This is a genomic window from Alteromonas sp. CNT1-28, from assembly GCF_022348345.1.
Taxonomy (GTDB): domain Bacteria; phylum Pseudomonadota; class Gammaproteobacteria; order Enterobacterales; family Alteromonadaceae; genus Alteromonas; species Alteromonas macleodii.
In genome coordinates this window covers 56,876-77,324 of sequence record NZ_JAKREZ010000018.1, presented here as the reverse complement: position 1 = coordinate 77,324, position 20,449 = coordinate 56,876, and the positions used below count along the sequence as shown (strand labels likewise).

20 protein-coding genes and 1 pseudogene are annotated in these 20,449 nt (G+C 45.1%); 12 read left to right on the top strand and 9 right to left on the bottom strand.

Going from position 1 to position 20,449, the window contains the following annotated elements; genetic code table 11:
* Positions 1 to 236: 236 nt before the first annotated feature.
* The 3 genes and pseudogenes from MHN02_RS12860 to MHN02_RS12850 all read right to left on the bottom strand — a co-directional run bounded on the left by MHN02_RS12860 (position 237) and on the right by MHN02_RS12850 (position 2,940).
* The gene (locus MHN02_RS12860; protein WP_039216499.1) at positions 237 to 1,277 is read right to left on the bottom strand and encodes a methionine synthase; all 1,041 of its coding nucleotides are present in this window, start codon (positions 1,275 to 1,277) and stop codon (positions 237 to 239) included.
* Between the two features lie 125 nt (positions 1,278 to 1,402).
* A complete protein-coding gene (locus tag MHN02_RS12855) occupies positions 1,403 to 2,377 on the bottom strand; it encodes a DUF1852 domain-containing protein (protein WP_014949789.1) in 975 nt (324 codons plus the stop codon).
* A 299-nt stretch (positions 2,378 to 2,676) separates the two neighbouring features.
* Positions 2,677 to 2,940 (bottom strand): annotated as a pseudogene (locus MHN02_RS12850) (Rho termination factor N-terminal domain-containing protein).
* Positions 2,941 to 3,310: 370 nt separating this feature from the next.
* On the opposite strand from MHN02_RS12850, the gene MHN02_RS12845 reads away from it, so the two are divergent.
* On the top strand, positions 3,311 to 4,492 hold the full coding sequence (locus MHN02_RS12845; protein WP_239246503.1) for a histidinol-phosphate transaminase: 1,182 nt from the start codon (positions 3,311 to 3,313) through the stop codon (positions 4,490 to 4,492).
* A 74-nt stretch (positions 4,493 to 4,566) separates the two neighbouring features.
* On the opposite strand, the gene MHN02_RS12840 is transcribed toward MHN02_RS12845, so the two are convergent.
* The 4 genes from MHN02_RS12840 to yegQ form a co-directional block, all read right to left on the bottom strand.
* The gene (locus tag MHN02_RS12840) at positions 4,567 to 5,742 is read right to left on the bottom strand and encodes a saccharopine dehydrogenase NADP-binding domain-containing protein (protein ID WP_239246501.1); all 1,176 of its coding nucleotides are present in this window, start codon (positions 5,740 to 5,742) and stop codon (positions 4,567 to 4,569) included.
* A 138-nt stretch (positions 5,743 to 5,880) separates the two neighbouring features.
* The gene (locus tag MHN02_RS12835; protein ID WP_239246499.1) at positions 5,881 to 7,110 is read right to left on the bottom strand and encodes an aminotransferase class I/II-fold pyridoxal phosphate-dependent enzyme; all 1,230 of its coding nucleotides are present in this window, start codon (positions 7,108 to 7,110) and stop codon (positions 5,881 to 5,883) included.
* A 118-nt stretch (positions 7,111 to 7,228) separates the two neighbouring features.
* Positions 7,229 to 7,474 carry a YfhL family 4Fe-4S dicluster ferredoxin gene (locus MHN02_RS12830; protein ID WP_014976780.1) on the bottom strand — a complete coding sequence of 82 codons (246 nt, stop codon included), beginning with the start codon at positions 7,472 to 7,474 and terminating at the stop codon, positions 7,229 to 7,231.
* 3 nt (positions 7,475 to 7,477) lie between these two features.
* Positions 7,478 to 8,974: a tRNA 5-hydroxyuridine modification protein YegQ gene (yegQ, locus tag MHN02_RS12825; protein ID WP_272492364.1), complete on the bottom strand. Its 1,497-nt coding sequence runs from the start codon at positions 8,972 to 8,974 to the stop codon at positions 7,478 to 7,480.
* Positions 8,975 to 9,308: 334 nt separating this feature from the next.
* Here yegQ and MHN02_RS12820 point away from each other — a divergent pair, with 334 nt between their 5' ends.
* The 4 genes from MHN02_RS12820 (at position 9,309) to MHN02_RS12805 (ending at position 13,063) form a co-directional block, all read left to right on the top strand.
* Positions 9,309 to 11,756 (top strand): zinc-dependent metalloprotease, encoded by a 2,448-nt coding sequence (locus MHN02_RS12820; protein ID WP_239246497.1) that lies wholly within the window; start codon positions 9,309 to 9,311, stop codon positions 11,754 to 11,756.
* Between the two features lie 15 nt (positions 11,757 to 11,771).
* Positions 11,772 to 12,428: a hypothetical protein gene (locus MHN02_RS12815; RefSeq protein ID WP_239246495.1), complete on the top strand. Its 657-nt coding sequence runs from the start codon at positions 11,772 to 11,774 to the stop codon at positions 12,426 to 12,428.
* Between the two features lie 93 nt (positions 12,429 to 12,521).
* Positions 12,522 to 12,779, top strand: a complete 258-nt coding sequence (locus MHN02_RS12810; RefSeq protein ID WP_187446966.1) for a type II toxin-antitoxin system Phd/YefM family antitoxin — start codon at positions 12,522 to 12,524, stop codon at positions 12,777 to 12,779.
* Positions 12,767 to 13,063, top strand: coding sequence for a type II toxin-antitoxin system RelE/ParE family toxin (locus MHN02_RS12805; protein ID WP_187446967.1), 297 nt, complete (start codon positions 12,767 to 12,769; stop codon positions 13,061 to 13,063). Before MHN02_RS12810 ends, MHN02_RS12805 begins: the two co-directional genes overlap by 13 nt.
* Before the next feature lie 253 nt (positions 13,064 to 13,316).
* Here MHN02_RS12805 and MHN02_RS12800 read toward each other — a convergent pair whose 3' ends face one another.
* Both MHN02_RS12800 and MHN02_RS12795 read right to left on the bottom strand, forming a co-directional pair.
* Positions 13,317 to 14,435 (bottom strand): succinylglutamate desuccinylase/aspartoacylase family protein, encoded by a 1,119-nt coding sequence (locus MHN02_RS12800; protein WP_014949777.1) that lies wholly within the window; start codon positions 14,433 to 14,435, stop codon positions 13,317 to 13,319.
* Between the two features lie 90 nt (positions 14,436 to 14,525).
* Positions 14,526 to 15,296: a HesA/MoeB/ThiF family protein gene (locus MHN02_RS12795; protein WP_061486013.1), complete on the bottom strand. Its 771-nt coding sequence runs from the start codon at positions 15,294 to 15,296 to the stop codon at positions 14,526 to 14,528.
* A 124-nt stretch (positions 15,297 to 15,420) separates the two neighbouring features.
* On the opposite strand from MHN02_RS12795, the gene moaB reads away from it, so the two are divergent.
* From moaB to MHN02_RS12760, 7 genes are all read left to right on the top strand, one after another.
* The gene (gene moaB, locus MHN02_RS12790; RefSeq protein ID WP_014949775.1) at positions 15,421 to 15,927 is read left to right on the top strand and encodes a molybdenum cofactor biosynthesis protein B; all 507 of its coding nucleotides are present in this window, start codon (positions 15,421 to 15,423) and stop codon (positions 15,925 to 15,927) included.
* The gene (gene moaC, locus MHN02_RS12785) at positions 15,924 to 16,403 is read left to right on the top strand and encodes a cyclic pyranopterin monophosphate synthase MoaC (RefSeq protein ID WP_179983676.1); all 480 of its coding nucleotides are present in this window, start codon (positions 15,924 to 15,926) and stop codon (positions 16,401 to 16,403) included. The genes moaB and moaC overlap by 4 nt, the downstream gene beginning before the upstream one ends.
* 165 nt (positions 16,404 to 16,568) lie before the next feature.
* The gene (locus tag MHN02_RS12780) at positions 16,569 to 16,817 is read left to right on the top strand and encodes a MoaD family protein (protein ID WP_075177406.1); all 249 of its coding nucleotides are present in this window, start codon (positions 16,569 to 16,571) and stop codon (positions 16,815 to 16,817) included.
* Positions 16,818 to 16,819: 2 nt separating this feature from the next.
* A complete protein-coding gene (locus MHN02_RS12775; protein WP_014949772.1) occupies positions 16,820 to 17,293 on the top strand; it encodes a molybdenum cofactor biosynthesis protein MoaE in 474 nt (157 codons plus the stop codon).
* Positions 17,275 to 18,507 carry a molybdate ABC transporter substrate-binding protein gene (modA, locus tag MHN02_RS12770; protein ID WP_239246493.1) on the top strand — a complete coding sequence of 411 codons (1,233 nt, stop codon included), beginning with the start codon at positions 17,275 to 17,277 and terminating at the stop codon, positions 18,505 to 18,507. The genes MHN02_RS12775 and modA overlap by 19 nt, the downstream gene beginning before the upstream one ends.
* Before the next feature lie 2 nt (positions 18,508 to 18,509).
* On the top strand, positions 18,510 to 19,205 hold the full coding sequence (gene modB, locus MHN02_RS12765; protein WP_039236000.1) for a molybdate ABC transporter permease subunit: 696 nt from the start codon (positions 18,510 to 18,512) through the stop codon (positions 19,203 to 19,205).
* Position 19,206: 1 nt separating this feature from the next.
* On the top strand, positions 19,207 to 20,448 hold the full coding sequence (locus MHN02_RS12760; RefSeq protein WP_239246491.1) for an ATP-binding cassette domain-containing protein: 1,242 nt from the start codon (positions 19,207 to 19,209) through the stop codon (positions 20,446 to 20,448).
* The last annotated feature ends 1 nt before the right edge of the window (position 20,449 follow it).

The window sequence follows — 20,449 nt, the reverse complement described above, 5'->3', positions numbered from 1 at the left end:
TGTGGTGCTCCCAAAAAGAGAGCATATGATCATAGCCAGACCAGGTCGTCAACTAACAGTTAAATTTGATCAAATAATGTTCGCGATCTCGCCCTGGGAGTTAACCTTAAATAAGGTCGAATAGATGAGAATAACGCTGATACTGTTTTGAACCGCTAGAAATAAAAAAGCCCACTTTGATATGGGCTTTAGTGCGCTTTCAAAATGCTCTTGCTTAACAAAAGTTTTGAGGCGTATTAAGCACTGAGCTTCTGAGCTAATTCCTGCCTTACTATTTCAGCGCCAGCGCTGAGCGCCTCAAGCTTGCCTCGAGCAACCTGTCGTGAAAGGGGGGCCATACCACAGTTTGTACAAGGGTAGAGTTTGTCGGCATCCACGTACTTTAATGCTTCACGTAATGTAGCTGCTACTTCTTCTGGTGTCTCTATTGTGTCAGTTGCAACATCAATAGCGCCCACCATCACTTTTTTGCCTTTAAGAAGCGAGATCAGTTCAATGGGTACATGGGAGTTATGGCACTCCAGAGAAACCATATCAATATTAGATTTTGCTAGCTTAGGAAAGCTCTCCTCATATTGTCGCCACTCAGAGCCTAATGTCTTCTTCCAATCGGTATTAGCTTTGATGCCATATCCGTAGCAAATGTGCACCGCAGTTTCGCATTTAAGCCCTTCAATGGCTCTTTCTAATGCGGCAATACCCCATTCATTGACCTCATCGAAAAATACGTTAAACGAAGGTTCATCAAACTGGATAATGTCAACACCAGCAGCCTCAAGCTCCTTTGCCTCTTGGTTTAGTATTTTGGCAAACTCCCACGCAAGTTTTTCGCGACTTTTATAATGGTCGTCGTACAGCGTATCAACCATCGTCATAGGGCCAGGTAACGCCCATTTTATGGGCTGATCAGTTTGGCTCCTTAAGAACTTTGCGTCTTCAACGAACACTGATTTTGGCCGTGTAACAGCTTGGGTAACGACAGGTACGCTAGCGTCGTAGCGATTTCGAATACGTACGGTTTTACGGTTTTCAAAATCAACACCGTCAAGGTGCTCAATAAAGGTAGTTACAAAATGCTGACGGGTTTGCTCACCGTCACACACAATATCGATGCCTGATAGGGCTTGTTCCTGAAGCGTAACGCGAAGCGCGTCTTTTTTGCCTTCCTCTAATGCTTCATCTTCTAGCTTCCACGGCGACCACAGGGTTTCAGGCTGTGCAAGCCACGATGGTTTTGGAAGACTGCCTGCAATAGAAGTGGGGAGTAGTTTTTTCATGTGATTCGCTTTTTTCTAATCAATAATTTGTATGGATGCGCGAGGGGCAGAACGTACTGCCCTTATCATAGTTTTGTTGTCGCAATGTGTGCGGTTTGAATGTCGCAAGTATCTAAATCAACGGATCAGGCGTAGCTTGCTGTGAATTGCGCTAACTTGTGTTGATAAGGCTTTATAAAGTTCTCTTCTACGAACTTGCCTTGTTCAACGGCTAGATGAGTCCGCTCTTCACGGTCATAAACAATGCGAGTCACTGAGTGATCGCTATTTTTCAAGTTTGGTTTGTAGCTTAAACCTGCCTGGGCGTTAGCGTTATAAATCTCAGGGCGATAAATTTTCTGGAAGGTCTCCATCGTAGCAATAGTGCTGATAAGTTCTAAATTGGTGTAGTCGTTTAACAAATCACCAAAGAAATAAAATGCAAAAGGAGCAGCACTGTTTGGTGGCATGAAATAGCGCACGTTTAAGCCCATCTTCTTGAAATACTGTTCAGTTAGTGATGATTCATTAGGCTGATATTCAACACCTAAAACGGGGTGCTGATTTTCTGTTCGACGGTAGGTTTTATTGTCGGAAACGCTTAAACAAATGACCGGCAGCTTTGAAAAATGTGCTTTATAGGCTTCTGAATTAACGAAATACTTAAACAACTTTCCGTGCAGATCACCAAAATCGGTAGGGACACTGAACGAAGACTGGCCGCGATTGTGATTAGATAGACGAACGCTAAAGTCATAATCGCGGACATAAGACGAGAAGTTGTTTCCCACAATACCTTGAGTGCGTTTACCCGTTTTTTTGTCAATTATATTGGTTTGTAAGATTTCGATAGTTGGGAATGTGTTGCCGTTACCCTCAACGTCGATATCTACCGACACAATTTCAAGTTCGACAGCATAGCGATCGCCACTTTCATTATCCCAGCTAGCCAGTGCATTAAAGCGGTTGTTTATCATGCTTAGCGCATCGCGCAAGTTTTCTTTTCGGCGTTGACCACGAGCTAAATTGGCGAAGTTGGTGGTGATGCGTGTGTTGTCTGAAGGGCGATAATCTTCATTAAACTGAACGCTGTTAATAGTAAAAGAGAAATCTGTGTTCACGTTGTTGTTCATGAGAATGCGCTTCTATTCCTAAAGTTAAACCGAGTAGTGAGACTGCTGTGAAAGCTATGAACACGTTATACGTTGATTTAACTATGAATAAAAATGACTTATTTTCATTTTATCATGAAATATTGTCATATATTGGGCGGACGAAGAGCTAGTCGCTTACTATTGAGGCGGTAGAGCTTTACTTGAAGTTGAGGTTTGCCACGAAATGCACAAATTGTGCGTGTCTGATAAAACGTAATCATCACCGCCACAGTGACCAGTTTTTGTATGTGGCGGTCTATCCGCCACTAATGATTGCGTAACGCATCAATTAATTCGTCTTTGTTCATGTTAGAGCGACCTTCAATGCCGACTTACTTGGCCTTTTGATACAGTTCCTCTTTAGTGCGATCCTCGTATTTTTTGCCTTTTCCACCATCTTTAGAAGGCGTTTGTTCGCTATTGGCTTGCGCATTGGCAATGCGCGCCGACTTCTCTTTGCTATAGCCTTCCTCGCGAAGGGCTTCGTAAGTGTCGTCGTTTTTAATTTGCTTGCCGTGGTCCTTAGCCATGTTTGACTCCTGTTTTGCATACTGAGTAATCGATTAATGTTTCGTTGTAATTCTTACTTTGTATTTATATAGATGGATTACACAGTCGCTTAAACGGCAGACTTCAAGTGCGAAGAACCAATAGCGAGAGAGTGCTACGCCTTTAACATCAGAAAAAATGTCATTCATCGCAAACGCCAAAAACGACAAAATAACGCTGCACCGCAATGTAACGGCTTAACGCGTTAAAACTTCTTATGTTGTCAATTTTAGTGCGCCACATGCACGTAAAAAGTGCATTTATGTCAATGGTTTAGGTTTTTCATGCTATTGCGCGTTCAAAATTAAGCCTTTAGTCTAAAGTGAATATAGACGGAAGGCAGAGCGAAATATGAATAAAAATGAACAACAGAGAACCGTGAATTCTTCACGCCGTAATTGGTTAAAGTCTGTGGGATTAGGTGCAGGAGCAGTAGCGCTAACGACCAGCGTTGACAGTATTATGGGCGACCTTCGTGCCGCAGGTATGCAAACTGAACACTTCCCGTCTGCTACCCCCAATGTAAACGATGGTCTTATTCGCCTATCGTCAAATGAAAACGCCTTTGGGCCGTCAAAAAAAGCCGCAAAGGCAATGCAAAGCGAGCTTTTAAACCTAGCGCGTTATACCGACGCTACAGTTGAAGTGTTAGCGCAAAAAATTGCTGAGCAAGAAGGCGTATCTGCTGAGCAAATCGTAATTACGAATGGATCTTCACCTATTCTTTTTGGCTATGCGGACTGGATCACCAAAAACGGCAATAAGCTGGTAACGTCTATGGCAACCTACGAAGGCGTACCACGGGGCGCTGAGTTTATGGGGGCAGACGTGATCTACGTGCCGTTAGCCAATGATATGACTTTTGACCTAGATGCAATTGAAGCTGCAGTAACCGAAGATACGACTGCTGTGTACGTATGTAATCCAAATAATCCGACAGGGAGCATGGTAGATGCGGCGAAGCTTACCGCTTTTGCAAAACGCGTATCGAAGAAAGCACAGGTTTTCATCGATGAAGCCTACATTGAAATGTCTGATGCTTACCCCGCTAATGTGCAATCGAAGCTAGTAGCTGAGGGGTACAACGTGGTGATTTGCCGCACCTTCTCTAAAATTCACGCCATGGCGGGACAGCGTCTCGGTTACGCCATCATGCCTGCTGAGCAAGCTAAAACAATGGGCGGTATGCTGCGCATGGGTGGTGTGAATTACTTGGCATTAGTAGCGGGTATGGCAAGTATGGATGATCATGAGAACTTAAACACAATGCGCTCACGCATTAAAACTGAGCGTGAAAAGTTAGTAAAAGTAGCTAAAGAGTTAAAGCAGCCGTTTGCGCCAAATCCACAAGGGAATTTTATTTACATGGATACGGGCATGCCGCACGATAAATTTGCAGAAAAGATGAAAGCTCAAGGTATAAAGGTTGTAGGGCGCACGTGGCCTGGGTACGACTCATGGTCACGTATTAGCGTAGGGACACCTGAAGAAACTGACGCGTGCGTTAAAGCATTAAAAGCGGTACTCGCTTAAAAAACAACAATAACACCTAGCGCAGAGAGAAAAGGCTGAACGCAATTTGTGTTCAGCCTTCGTTTTTTGAATCGCTATTTCTCGATAGCAAACGTTAAGCCTGCTTTTTCTTCTAAACGGCGGATAAGCTTGTTACCAAGTGCTGCCGCAGGTGTGAAGAAACCACCAGATAAACTAACGTCTTTGCACAAGCAAAGGGCAGATTCTGAAATCATTTTACTGGTAGAGCCGTAACCTGGATCCTTGTCGCCTTTTACCGATACGGCTAGCATATCACCATTGGTAGCGGTACCCACAAACATGACATCGTAAAAGCCATTTTCGCGCTCTTCTTTGCTCGGGCCTTCACCTGGTTTAGGGCCATCATCACTTGCAAGCGACTTATCTTTGGCAACGTGATTCGCCATGGCTTCACCTTTCTCACCTGGGCCAGTCATCATCATTTCATCATATTGAAAGTTCTTGCCGTAGCTATATCCGCCCAGGTAGTTCGTGCGATGAACGTTTTTAGTATTGATGGCCGCCATAATAAATGGTGCAACCCATGTGCCTAACTGCTCATCGAAGTAAGGTTTATTGCCATCGGGCTGTGGCTGATTTGACGCGCCATCGGTTAATGAGTGCGGGTTAATAAGTGCCGCCATGACAGACTTATCTTTGTGCGCAGCCGCCATGGTCGCTTTTAAACTTGCAGCCGTACCGCCAGAGAACGTGCCCTGCATTTTACGAACGCGACCTTTTACATATTCAATGACATCGCCACTTTGCTTTTTGGCATGTTCTTGAAGGTAGTACACACCAAGGTCAAAAGGCACAGAGTCAAAGCCACACGAGAACACAATGTTTGCGCCGGTTTCTTTAGCTTTCGCTTCGTATTTATTGATCATTTGGTGCATCCAGGCTGGCTCACCGCAAAGATCTGTATAGCCGGTGCCGTTATCGACACATGCAGAAAGTAACTTTTCACCGTAAATTTGATACGGACCAACAGTGGTAAGTACAACGGCTGTGCGCTTCGTCAACGCATTTAGCGCGTCATCATCATCACCATCGGCTACAATGCTAGCAACGCTTTCACTAATGCCTAGCTCCTTTTTTACGCCGTTGAGTTTAGCTTCGTTTCGGCCTGCGACCGCCCACTTAACGTTGTCATCGCTGCCATACTGAGCCTGAAAATATTCAGCTACTAACTTACCCGTAAAACCTGTAGCACCGAAAATAACTACATCAAATTCCCGTTCGTTACTCATTGTTTTGTCCTGTTTTATCTCGTTTCGACACGTGTCATCAATATGCGTTACTCAATATACGCACAAGCACCCATATCTATCATTTTTTTCGGTAATATTTGTCTATTCACGAAATTAAATGGTGAGCATAAAAAAGCGTTAGCTTAATGATTCTACAAACTCAGCTAGCCGTGAAAGCCCTTCCTCCAAGCGTTCAATGCTAGTGGCGAAAGACAGTCTTACGTAATGGTTGGCATTGTGCTCACCAAAATCATTACCCGGCGTAAGCGCTACATGATGTTGCGAAAGTAGGGCATCACAAAATTCAATTGCACTTAGCCCTGTGTGCTTAATGTTGATGTAGGCGTAAAACGCACCGTCAGGCTTTGCATCTAAACCAAGCCCCATATTTTCAAGTGCACTTAAAACAAGGGAAGCACGCTTTTCCAGCGTATGGCGGTTTTGCTCGCATTGCGCTAATGCTTTTGGTGTAAAGCACGCAAGAGCGGCCTTTTGCGATAGGGTAGAGGGGCAAATAAACAAATTCTGCGCGAGTTTTTCAACGATGGGCGTCATCGCTTCAGGTACCACACACCAGCCAAGACGCCAGCCGGTCATGCCAAAATATTTGGAAAAACTGTTTATTACGACCACTGTTTCTTCAAGCTGTGCATTGGCAAGTACGGTTTGAAGTTTGGTATCACTGCCCAAGGTCGATTGGGAAGCGAATGTATCATTACGTACATCAAGATCAGCCGAAAGCGATAGATCCAAGTAAATTTCGTCAACAATTAAAAAGCCACCTTTGGATTTGCAGTACTCGCCAATTTTAGTCAACTCTTCTGCATCTATAACCGTACCAGTAGGATTGGCAGGTGTGGCAATAAGTACACCTTTCGTGTTGTGCTTCCAATTATCTGCAACACTTGCAGCGGTTAGCTGAAAGTTATCCTCACTGCGTGTTGGCACTAGTGTTACCTCTGCGCCAAATGCGTTTAAAAATCGTCGGTTACAGGGGTAAGACGGGTCTCCCAATATCACGTTGTCGCCTGGTTCAACTAAGGCAGCACTTGCTAAAAGTAAAGCGCCAGAAGCCCCAGCGGTCACTACCACTCTAGAAGGGCTTACCGCTACGCCATGTTTAACTTTATAAAAGCGTGCAATGGCTTCACGTAGTTCAGGCATGCCCAGCGCCGAGGTATAGGGAAAATCTGGGGCACTCAAGCTTTCTTTCATTGCCGCGAGTACTGCCGCGGGTGCGCCGAAATCAGGCTCGCCTAAATTAAGTCTTATAACATCTTTACCTTGCTGTTCTAGTGTCGTGGCTTTTTCGCCATAGGCCATAGCAAGAAACGGAGAGATCGCCGTAGCGCGAGAGGCAAACTTCAAAATAAAACCCTTATTAGTAAGTGCCAATTCAAACTGTACCGCAATTAGTGATCACTCTTGGTCATGATTCAAGGGAATTCTTCGAGAAGTACAATTAACTCGCTGACTTACTTCATAGCTAACTATTTAAACGAACAAACTTTTCGGCCAGCTCGTCTAGTGACTCTCTATTGTTCGGGTCGGGCTTAACCACATCGATAGGGCATACCGCTACGCAAGTAGGGGCATCGTAATGCCCCACGCATTCTGTACAGCGTAACGGGTCTATTTCATACACTTTATTACCCATGCTTATAGCGGCATTAGGGCATTCGGGTTCGCACATGTCGCAGTTAATGCAGCTATCAAGAATAAGCAGTGCCATGCATTATGCCTCGCTCGCGTTTTCGGGTGTTACTGCACTAGGAGCTTTTCGAAACGGATTGCGGGTATCAACGCCTTCATCTAAATTTCGCAGCAGTAGGGCAAAGTTTAGAGACACATCGCTGGGTATCGGTATTCTTACTTGGTGTCCTGAACCCTTAGCATCCGTAATAGAATGGTTTCTCTTATCCAGCATCTCATTTAGAGTAAAGGTAATGTTGCCGCTTGGCGTCATCAACTCAAGCGAGTCACCTACACAGAATTTGTTTTTAACGTTTATAATTGCATAGCCAGACTCTTCACAACGATCAATCACTTCACCAACAAATTGCTGTTTATCGCTGACTGAGTGGCCATACTCATAGTTCTGATACGCGTGGTGCGCATGGCGACGCAAGAAACCCTCGGTATAACCTCGATGAGCTAAAGTTTCCAAGCTTCCCATTAATGTACTATCAAAAGGCTTTCCTGCTACCGCGTCGTCAATTGCTTTTCTATAGACTTGAGCGGTTCGGGCACAGTAGTAATGTGATTTAGTGCGGCCTTCTATTTTTAAACTATGCACGCCCATTTGGGTTAACCTGCCAACATGTTGCACGGCACGCAAATCTTTAGAATTCATAATATAGGTGCCATGTTCGTCTTCAAAAGCTGGCATCAGTTCTCCAGGCTTTTCCTTTTCTTCTAACATAAACACTTTGGGGCTTGGCGTGCCTTCACCAAGGGTAGGAATTACCACTTGAGGTGCTGTAACTGCCTTATTAATCTCACTGGTTAGAACGATGTCGCCAGTTTCGTTTTCCTCGCCTGCCTTAACATCGTAAGACCATCGACAAGCATTGGTACAAGTGCCCTGATTCGGATCGCGTTTATTCATATATCCAGACAATAAGCAGCGCCCCGAATACGCCATACAAAGCGCGCCATGCACAAACACTTCCAACTCCATGTCTGGAACATGCTCGCGAATAGTTTCAATTTCTTCCAAAGAGAGCTCTCGGGACAAAATAACGCGCTCTATGCCTTGTTTCTGCCAAAACTTCACCGTGGCGTAGTTCACCGCATTAGCCTGTACACTTAAATGAATAGGCATTTCAGGGAAGGCGTCGCGCACCATCATAATAAGCCCTGGGTCTGACATAATTAACGCATTGGGCTTCATAGCAATTACTGGTGAAATATCTTTAAGGTAGGTATCTAGCTTACTGTTGTGCGGAGCAATGTTGCTTACTACATAGAACTTTTTACCTAAAGCATGTGCTTCTTCTATGCCTATCGCTAAGTTCTCAAGGCTGAATTCGTTGTTTCTTACGCGAAGCGAGTAGCGTGGCTGCCCAGCATAAACAGCATCAGCGCCATAGGCGAAAGCGTAGCGCATGTTGCGTAAGCTACCCGCAGGTGCAAGCAACTCTGGCGCGATTAACGTTTGGTTTGGCAATGTTGAAACTGAGTCTTCACGTAGGTTAGAAGAGCTGCGATTAGGTGATAATTTTGAAGTCATAGATAAAAACCGCTACTAGACGCTTTAAACAAGGCGGCGGATTTTATAAGCCGTAAAATACCTCTACAACTCAAACAAAGCTTGGTGTTGACCAAGATCAAATAATTTGTTGTCGCTCATGTTTTTGAATGTTTAAACGGCAATTGAGCAGGGGCAATGCCAGCTGTTTTCTTCCATATAGTTGCGTTTTTAGTGCATTACCTTCGGTAGGAAAAACCAAGCCTGTTCACAGCTAAATAACATGCAAAAAGAGCGCATATAAACGATGAACTGCCATGGGCAAAAGCCACCACATAGGGTAGGCTAGAAATTCACAATAATAAGGACTAACTGCATGCTGCAATTGAACATTTTTCACAAAGCGGCGCGACATGTAAAAGCATCGGGTAAATCGGCCATTGCGATTACGGTATTATTTGTCGTGTCTACGTCTTCCGCATTGGCTGCGCTGCCAAGCATTGGTGAATTCACCAGCAATATGACCAAAAAAGATGGTTTAATTCCTGTTTACTATGACGATGAAAGTGACAAAGTTTACTTGGCGGTGCCAACAGACCACGCCGAATACCTGTTTCAAAGTAGCTTGCCGTACGGTGTAGGGTCTAACGACATTGGCCTTGATCGCGGCCAGCTAGGCAATACGCGTTTAGTAAGCTTTGAAAAATTTGGAAACAAGGTTTTATTAAAGCAGCACAACACCAAATACCGAGCAGCCCATGGCAGCGACGCTGAGAAACAGAGCATTGATGAAGCCTTTGCTGATTCGGTTATCGCAGGTTTTACGCTGGTAGCCAAAAACGACAGCGCCAGTCTAATAGATTACACACCGTTCTTATTAAGCGATATCCATGGCATTGGCAATCGCTTAGCGGGAACTAACCAAGGCAGTTTTAGCGTAGATAACATGCGAAGCGGCGTGTATTTACCTAAAACCAAAGGCTTTGAAAAGAATACTGAATTAGAGGCTTTAGTCACCTTTGCAGGTAAGAAGCCAGGCGAATACGTGCAGCAAGTTACGCCCGACCCAGAAAGCTTGTCGGTGCACTTGCATCATTCGTTTGTGGCTCTGCCTGACGACAATTACACGCCCAGAGAGTACCACCCGTACTCGGGCTACTGGAAATTCAGTTACTTTGATTATTCAACGCCTATCAGCGAGCCTACTGAACAGCGTTTTATTACCCGCCATCGTTTAAACAAGAAAACCCCGCATGCTGCAATGAGCGAAGCAGTCGAGCCTATTGTGTATTACCTAGATCCTGGTATTCCAGAACCTGTAATGACCGCGCTTAAAGAAGGGGCGAGCTGGTGGAATCAAGCCTATGAAGCCGCAGGCTACAAAGATGCGTTTCAGGTGAAAGTATTGCCCGAAGGTGCCGACCCAATGGACGTGCGCTATAACGTAATCAACTGGGTACATCGCGCAACGCGCGGTTGGTCTTATGGTTCGTCGGTTGTCGACCCGCGCACTGGTGAAATTATTAAAGGTCACGTTACGCTCGGCTCATTGCGTGTAAGACAAGATTATTTAATTGCCCTTGGCCTAACCAGTCCTTTTAAGGACGGGAGCACCGACACCACTGCACAGCAAGAAATGGCTTTAGACCGCATTAGGCAACTTTCAGCCCACGAAGTAGGGCACACATTGGGTATAGCCCACAACTTTGCGGCAAGTGAAAATAACCGTGCGTCGGTAATGGATTATCCTCACCCCCAAATTAGTATTAAAAACGGCAAAATTAGCTTGGAAGGCGCGTATGATAAAGGCATAGGCGCGTGGGATATTCACGCCGTAGCGTATGGCTATCAAGATTTTGCCAGCGACGTAGAGGCAACCGAAGCCTTGGCAAAAATTATCGTAAAAGGCCGTAATGAGGGTTTAAGTTTTAAGTCAGACCCCGATACCCGCAGTAGTCGCCATGCATCGGCAAACGGCCATATGTGGGAAAACGGTAGCAATCCGCTAGATGCTTTCGATGAAATTTCACAAGTACGCGAACTGGCGTTAGCCAATTTAGGTTTAGACACCTTAAGCCCAAACAGCAGTTTATCTTCGCTTGAGAATGCTTTGGTGCCAATTTACTTGCTTCACCGCTACCAGCTAGAAGCCGTAGCAAAGCAAGTCGGCGGTTTAGTCTATGAATACGAGCGCAAAGGTGACTATACCCAGGCGCAGGGTCAGCAGTTTGTAGCACCCGCGGTGCAGCAGCGCGCAATGCAGCAATTAATTACGGCCACTATCGCTGATTACCTGACGATACCTGAATCGGTACTCGCCCTTATTCCACCGACAGCGTATGGCGACGATATTACTCGCGAGCACTTTAAGGGCAAAATGGGGTTAATGTTAGACCCTGTTTCTGCGGCCGCTTCTGCATCTAACTTTGCGTTTGAATTACTATTGCACCCAGAGCGCTTAAACCGCTTGGAGTGGCAGACAAGAAGCACTAATGACAGACGCAAAAAAGTAGGCGTTTCTATGCTGGTGAAGCAAATACTTAACGTTCACTGGTATAAAAATAAGTCACAAAGCCCATTAGCAAAACGCTTACAGTTAGTGGCGTTAAATGCAGTGATGAAAGCAGTAACTAACGATAAGTTGGCGCCTGAAGTAAGAATGGAAGCCGAACTTGCTCTGCTTGAATTTAGCGAATGGTTAGACGACAAAGCAGACGACAATCAGTATGAAATACTGAAAGAACAGTTCGATAATTATTGGGCTAGTAAGGCATGGCCAAGTACCTTTGAAGTAGAGCCGCTACCGCCAGGTTCGCCGATTTAAGGAAGTTGATAATTAATGTTAGGGACAACGCAATTAGAGCAAAATCATAGCCCGAGTAACAAGCAAGTGCCGCAAAGAACCTTTGCGGCCTTGGTCACATCCTTACTCGCTGTACTAATTCTGATATTAGTTCCATTAGTGGAAAGTCTGCATGGTGGTGTGCTGTGGGGCTTAAACTACCATTCCCCCAAGTTTATGTCACAGGTCGGCGACGCGTTAGCCTTAGTTAAGCTTATAGCGCTTTGCGCAGGTGTGTACCTGCTTTTCACGCAGCACGGTAGATTGAGATATCTTGTTAAAAGTAAATGGTTATCTGTTGTTTTGAGCTGTATTTTAGCAATAGTGGCTTTCATTCAGATTGCGATAGGTCTATTAGGTGTACTGATTGATGCAACACTAGGATCCAACCGAGACTACTTTCATAAAGAATTTGAAATAGGAAATAACACTATTTACGTGTTTACCGCAGACCCAGGTGCCATGGGTACGGCCTACCATTATTTCTATTTAAAATGCCCACTTCCTTTAAACCGCTATGAACTAACATTTATTGAAAAAACAAATTGGGTATGGGAGCTAGAGCTTAAAGCTTCTGATAATGGTTTTGACGTATTTAATCAGCGTGGTGGGTTTAAATATCGCGTTAGTTTGGGTGAAGTAGGGTGTGATTAGTTACCTTGTAACTCTGCCCAGAGTGAATGAAATCTTGTGTGGTTATCGTTAAGTGATACTATAGTGATACATTTGAAAGCTGGAACCTGCACCGTGAAAGTAGAATTAGTTACTACATTAAAGAGACAAGCCACAAAAATTCTGCAAGACCTGCACACTTCAAAAGAGCCTGTTTTGATTACTGAGCGTGGTCAGCCATCGGCTTACTTAGTTGATGTTGATGATTATGAGATGATGCAAAAGCGCATGTCGATTCTGGAAGGTATCGCAAAAGGTGAGCAGGCAATAAGAAATGATGACGTTTTAACTAACTTGCAGGCCAAAGAGAAAATGGATAAATGGCTGAAATAGTATGGACAGAACCTGCTCTAAATGACTTGGACAAGATTGCTGAATACATAGCGGTATCTAATTTAGTTGCGGCAAAGAAACTGGTTAAAGAAGTCTTCGCCAAAGTAGAAATACTTAAGGAATATCCTAAATCAGGAAAGTCAGTCCCCGAATTACCACCCCTCAATTACAGCGAGCTTTATGTAAAGCCCTGTCGAATTTTTTATAAATTTGAGGACAACAAAGCCTTTATTTTGCACGTAATGCGGCACGAACAAGATCTTAGGCGCTTTTTATTAGATTAGCGTTGATTCATTTTAAGTACATTTGGTGAACACAGCAGTTTTTTCCTTTAATTCCGGCTTGTGCCTCATTGCAGCCATCGAAGTGCCTTTGTGCGATGGGCAGCTTAAGGTACTCTTCTGCCGTTAAATTTAATGTATTGAACGGCAGGAATTAATTAAAAGAATAAACCAGCAGCTTGTGTGAGCCGTATCTACATACCCTAATCAACCATGTTGTAATAAAGTTTTACTCCATTAACTTGCATACAAAAATCTACAACTCCTTGTAATTAGTAAACACCTTGTAAAGCTGCGTCCCACTCAATACCGAAGCCGACGGGAAGTGTAGAATAGGGATCAAATCGCAAGGCGCTTCTAAGGTTCTGCTGCCGTTGTCGGTATCCAGATCGTCAATATTTAAAATTTGCGCCAGTGGTTCGCCTTTCTTCACCGTTTGGCCTGGTTTCGCCATGTATTCCACCATGCCGCCCCAGTTAGTAAACAGGGTTTTATAGTCTTTTAAATACACGCCTAAACGCTTCATTTCTGTCGGTTTAATATCGCATTCGTGCAATACGCCTTTGGCGTTTAAGTAGCTAAGAATACTGGTGGCGTCTATATTACCTTCGTTAAAGTCGATAACTTCTTGGCTACCCATTTCAAGCGTAAACGCTTCAACGTTAAAGCTTACCTCACGCGCTAAATTAGTTTTTATGCTTTCTTGTAGTGTCCACCATGGGCAGAACGTCGCTTCGTCCAACGCCCCCGCAAATACGTTTGGAATAAAAATACAGTGAGGAATGTTAAATAGCTTGGCGCTGTCTTTGGCGTATTCGGGAATATAAACGTGGCGGGTAGACACCGGGCCGTTGTGGAGATCTAACACGAAATCGGCGTTGACCGCCATTTGCTGTAGCTTTAGGTTTAACTGCTGTGCCAAGCCTAAACCCCATGGTTCAGCCAATTTGTTGTCGATAGCGTTAGATAAATGAGCACGAAAACGTTGTTTTATGCCTTCAATTGACTCTTCGCGGGTGACTGTTTTGGCGAAATGTTCAACTGCATCTTTATCGAAGAAGTAGCCGCGGTTCCAGTTTGTGCCGTTCACAGGATCGAACCGGCCTAATGTGTACTCACCGGCTTTAATGTTAGTACCAATGGGATTACAGTTGGGCACTAGGATAATTTCGCCGCAAATATCCATGTCTTTTAAGCGCTGAATAAGATGGTAAATAACCACGTTACCTTGTACTTCTGCGCCGTGAATAGAACTTTGAATATACACAGTAGGGCCAGGCCGCGCGCCTTTCATACGATAAATTGGCACGTTCATGTTACGTCCAGACGCGTTTTGCGCCACTACCATGTGTTTTTTCACTACTTGGGTTGTCATTTAAATCAACCTATTTTCTGTCTTGTTCTTTGTTTTAGTCTGTTGTTTTTAATCACGTTTTTAGAATTCATGCCGCAAATGCACATAAACTTAACAAGCACATAGCTCGCAATCTACGCCTTTAGGTAGCTTCCAGTTTCGCCACTCGTGCGACAGAGCATCAAACGTCATTAACGTGTTTTTAGGAATACTATCGAAATCCATCAATACTTGCATAGCTAGCATCGCTTGGTAAGTACCAACAATATTCACCACTGGCGAGAATATACCTGCCTCTACACAGCTTAAATCGGGCGATTCAAATAGCGTCCGTAAGCATGCATAGCAACGACTCTCACCGGGTATAGCGACGAAAAGCTGGCCTTCAAAGCGAATGGCCGCGCCCGATACTAGCGGGGTATTTAGTTTAAAACACAGTAAGTTTACTAAATCTCGCGAGTTTGTATTGTCGGTGCAATCTAGCACAACGTCAGCACGCTCTATGGCTTGTTTTAATACTGGTGAAAGCTGAGTAGAGCTGGGCGCCGAAAACGGTTCTGCTATTACGGTAATGTCGCAGTCGCTGTTTATTGCACTAAGCCGCGCTTTAGCCGCCTCTACTTTATTTGTGCCTACATCTTGTTCGCTAAACAAGGTTTGCCTTGGCAGGTTGGTGGCCTCAACTGTGTCGTGGTCGATAAGTGTAAGAGAGCCCACGCCACTGGCGCAAAGGTTAGTAGCAGCCGCGGTGCCAAGCCCGCCAATACCAATGATACAAATATTGGCGTTTAGCAGCGCTTCTTGACCGTCTAGATCCACTTTTGGAAGCACGATATGGCGGTTATAACGCATAGCCTGCTGATGAGTTAGGCTTTTAGACATAGTTTATGCCAACTTAGTTGTTGAATTCATGGCATGCACCCTTATAAAGTGATTACCAAATAGTATTTTGGCTGGTACTTTATCAAAAACCGCCAAAATGTCGCATATCAAATTAGGATTTCATATGTCAGTTGTCAGCCAACCCCTTAATATTGCCGTACTCACTATTTCAGATACGCGCACCCTCGAAAACGACAAGTCGGGAGACTACTTGAAAGAGGCGCTTACCTCGGTTGGCCATAACCTTTACGATCGCGATTTGGTGAAAGACGATATTTATCAGCAGCGCGCCGTGGTGTCGAAATGGATTGCCGATAAAAACATTCACGCTGTCTTAATTACCGGTGGTACAGGTTTTACCCACCGCGACTCAACGCCAGAAGCGATCAGTGTATTGTTTGACAAAGAAGTCGACGGCTTTGGCGAGCTATTCCGTCAAATTAGCTATGAAGAGATTGGTACATCAACCATTCAGTCTCGCGCGGTTGCGGGCTTTGCTAATAATACGGTTATTTTCTGCTTACCAGGCTCAACAGGCGCGTGTCGTACGGCGTGGGAAAAAATTATTTCTAGCCAACTTGATGCCGACTTTAGACCGTGTAACTTTGTGAAACACTTGGTGGAAGCATGAGTACCTTTAGCCATTTAAACGCTGGCGGTGAAGCTAACATGGTTGACGTTAGCGACAAAGACGTTACCAAGCGAGAAGCCACAGCAGAAGGTTTTTTATACGTAAGCGAAGACGTTATTCGCCAAATCTCTGAAGCAAAAATTGCAAAAGGTGATGTATTTGCAGTTGCCCGTGTAGCGGGTATTCAAGGGGCGAAACGCTGCGCCGATCTTATTCCTCTTTGTCACCCATTGGCACTATCAAAGGTGGATATAAACTTCGACATTCAGGCCGACCAAAATCGAATTCAAGCCACCTGCTATTGCAAGCTAAGCGGTAAAACCGGCGTTGAAATGGAAGCGCTCACGGGTGTAAATGTGGCGCTGTTAACCTTGTTTGATATGTGCAAAGCCATCGACCCTGGCATGCATATGGAAGGGGTACGGGTACTGGAGAAAAAAGGCGGTAAGACAGGCCACTGGCAGTCCGACACCTAGTTTTCACAAAGGCCAGTGAAAGGCCAGTGAGCTAAAAAAGTAACGTGTAGAAAGCGAACAAGCATTCAAGACGCAACGCACTTTAGGCTCAACGTATTTCCGAGGCTTGGAAAGATTAATTAGCGCGCACAAAGCAACCTTAACAACGTAGATAACAGGCAAAGCATGCAGGTAACGGTAAAAACATTCGCACAAACCAGAGAGATTACGGGAGAGGACAATATCGCGCTTCATATAAGCGAGAACAGCACTATTGAGACCGTGATATCGCAGCTTAAAACGCGTAGTGACAAGTGGGCATTAGCCTTAGAGGGCAGTGTGCTAACTGCCTGTAATCAAGAGCTCTGCGATCACCAAACCGAACTTAGCGACGGTGATGAGCTGGCGCTATTTCCACCTGTGACTGGGGGCTAGCTATGTTCGCGCTAGTTCAAGTTGAAGATTTCGATCAAGGCGAGCTGTACGCTAGGCTAAAACAGTCGGCAGATGAGAAGGCCTGCGGTAACACCGGCGCGATTGTTACTTTTACCGGGCTGGTGCGAGATTTTAATAACGCTGGCGATATAGACGGCATCGAATTAGAGCATTACCCGGGCATGACTGAAAAAGCGTTAATGCTTCTGGTTGAACAAGCGAGCGAACGCTTTTCACTTAACAGTGCTGGCGCACTGCACAGAGTAGGGCGCATACACAACAACGAGCAAATTGTATGGGTAGGTGCCGCCGCTCCCCACCGCCAGGCGGCGTTTGACGCTGCCTGCTACTTAATGGACATGCTTAAACAGTCGGTACCGCTATGGAAAAAAGAATTTAAGGGCGATAAATCTGAATGGGTTGCGGCGAAAGCATCTGACGATAAAGCGGCACTTAAGTGGATGCGCAAAAAGTAATGGTTTGTTCTTTAGCAATGCGACTTTCAAGCTTTGTTAACTTGGCCATGCTTATTTTGGTAAGTGCAAGTGTAGCCCTAGGCGTTACGGCTTTTTCAAGTTCTGTGGCACATGCAAGCAGTTTTGAAGCGGCAAATAATAATGTAAATGAAGGGAGCGTTATTAGTGCCGAAAAACAAAACCAGTCAGTAAATTTCAAGCGCGACGAAAAAATTAACGTAGCCGTTGCGGCAAACTTTGCAAAACCGCTAAAGAGTATTGCCGAGCAGTTTACTGAGCTAACCGGCATAGAAGTCGCGGTAACGGTATCTTCTAGCGGTACTTTGTATGCGCAAATTCAACATGGTGCTAGCTTTGACGTTTTTTTATCTGCTGATCGCGCTCGGCCGCAAGCATTGGTTGATAACAACGTAGTTCACCACGGCAATCTGGTGGACTACGCTAAAGGCAAGCTGGCGTTTGTCTATGCTGGCGACTTATCAAGTGAGGCATTCAGTGAAATATCTAGTAAGACATCCGGTGAAAGGAATTGCGAGCAGATCGCGCGCTCATCTACTGGAGACACCACTGCACAAATAAACGTTCAGCTTACCGATTGCTTGTCGAAGCAGCTTGTTCAATTAATGGAAAATCCACAAAACAAGGTAGCTATCGCAAATCCTAAACTGGCCCCCTATGGTGATGCTGCGCAACAGACGTTGCAAAACTTATCCTTATGGCAACAGTTTTTACCTCACAGAGTGATGGGTAAAAACGTGCTACAAACCTTGCAGTTTTATACCACCGGCAGCGTGAAAGGGGCGTTCGTTGCGTACTCATTGGCCTTAGATTTGCCCGCAGACTTATCCTCTAATTTGCCTTCTAATTTTAACAGTGTTGTCAATACCAAAAGCGCCGATGCTGTTACGGTTATCGTCCCAGTACCTGAAACCTTATATAAACCCATCATTCAGTCGTTGGTGATTAACAGTAAAACGGTAGCTACATTATCTCCGAATCTGTTCGAGCCACTTCCAATTAAAAATGCGGCAGCGCCAGTTGATGAGCCTATTCACAACGACAACGTTGAGCCAACCAGAGCATTTCGTTTGAGTGACGCTAGTGGAGTGTCTTCACCCAGCCTTTTCGTACAATATTTAATGTCGCAAGGGGTGCAGCACAGCTTAACTGAATGGGGTTATGAACCTACCATTGCATCGGGCGTCGGTAACTAAGTATGCTCACAGAATTCTTCGGGGCATCGACACTTGAAGCTATATTACTTACCTTAAAGCTGGCCTTTATAACCAGTGGTTTGCTGTTGTTAATCGCATTGCCGCTAGCGTGGTTTTTAGCGAACTGGCAGAGCAAAGCTAAGCCTTTGGTGATGTCGATACTCGCGTTGCCTTTGGTGTTACCGCCAACTGTGCTGGGGTTTTATTTGCTTATTGCTTTTTCGCCGCAAAGTGCGTTGGGGCAGGGATGGCAAAGCCTAACCGGGAGCAATTTAGCATTTAGCTTTGAAGGTTTGGTGTTGGGGTCTGTCATCTACTCCCTACCATTTGCTCTGCAGCCTTTGTACAGCGGCTTTTCACAATTGGATAACCGTTATTTAGATGTAGCAAAGACGCTGGGGTTTTCGGCCTTTGAAGCGTTTATAAAAATAGTACTTCCTTTAAGCAAAGCGCCCATCGTGGTGGCATTAGGCTTAAGCTTTGCACATACCATAGGCGAGTTTGGCGTAGTATTAATGATAGGTGGCAATATTCCTGGAGAAACTCAGGTGCTGTCTATCGCGCTATATGAACAGGTAGAAGCGTTGGAATATAACAGTGCACACAACCTTGCGTTGGCCCTTCTTATTTTTTCATTTGTGATGCTTGCGGCGCTCTATCGTTTTAACGGTGTCGCACGAAGTGATGAGGCGCGTTAACATGCAAATATCTGCGCGACTTTCTAATCGCATTAACGCACTAATCTCATTGCAGCCGCAAAGCCGATTCATTGGGATTACCGGTCCATCAGGTGCGGGAAAAAGCAGCTTGTTTCGCGCCCTAGCTGGCGTAGAAAAAAGCGCAGAAGTGCAAACGCCGTGGACCTCTCAAAAGGTCGGCATCGTTTTTCAGCAGCCCATGCTATTTCCCCATACCGATGTGCGCGGTAATTTAGCCCTTGCGCAGCGTCACGCAAGCCCTAATGCAATGTCTATCGATGTGTGTTTGCGCGGCTGTTATTGCGAACATTTAATTGATAAGCCAGTTCAAGCGCTTTCTGGCGGAGAAGCGCAGCGGGTCGCGATTGCACGGGCGTTGGTCAATGGACCAGATGTGTTATTGCTAGATGAATCGCTAAGCGCGATTGATATCTTTACCCGTCGCAAAATTTACCAGTTTTTGAACAATTTGTGTGTGTCGGGGAAGCTCATATGCCTTGTGATTTCTCACGATTTAGATGACCTTGCCTTGTTCAGCGATGAGTTGGTTTTTATTGACCAAGGTCGCACCGAGCTTTGTGGAAAAACGCGCGATGTATTGACTCAAGTATTCGCAAAAGAGGGATTTGCGACACCGTCTAGCGTACTTGAGGGATTTAAAGTTACTGGGCAAAGCGAAGCACACGACGGCAACCAGTCACAAAACGCCGTTGTCAGCTACAAACACGGTAGCCAAATGCAACAAGATCAAAATGTTCTAACCTTACAAGGCAATGAGCAGTGCCAGTCGGAAAACGGCATTGAGCGCGTTGAGGTAGCGGGGCACGAGATATTCGTCACTGCAGAATCAGTGTCCTATTTGCCTCAGCAAAGCGGTGAGCAAGTTTTTGTTCGTTTTGCAGTTAAAGCTTGTGATGTAAGTATCGATACCAATATTGCTGACTTTGGCAATGCCCGCACAATCAGTATTTTAAATGCGCTGCCATGTGTTATATCTAGCATCGAACCCGTGGTGAATCCACTCAGTCCCCTGAACGAGCCTGAAAATAACGCCGATACAAAACTCGCAGATACAAAGTTAACTTCTAAAAAGCTAGCGACCGTAAACAGCGCGAAAGTGTTGTTAAAACTTGATGTACTAGGCAGTAACCAATCCCTTTATGCCAGCATTAGCTGTATCTCTCTATCGCGTCTTAAGCTTGATGTAGGGATGCAAGTGATTGCGCGGTTTAAATTGCCCTAGG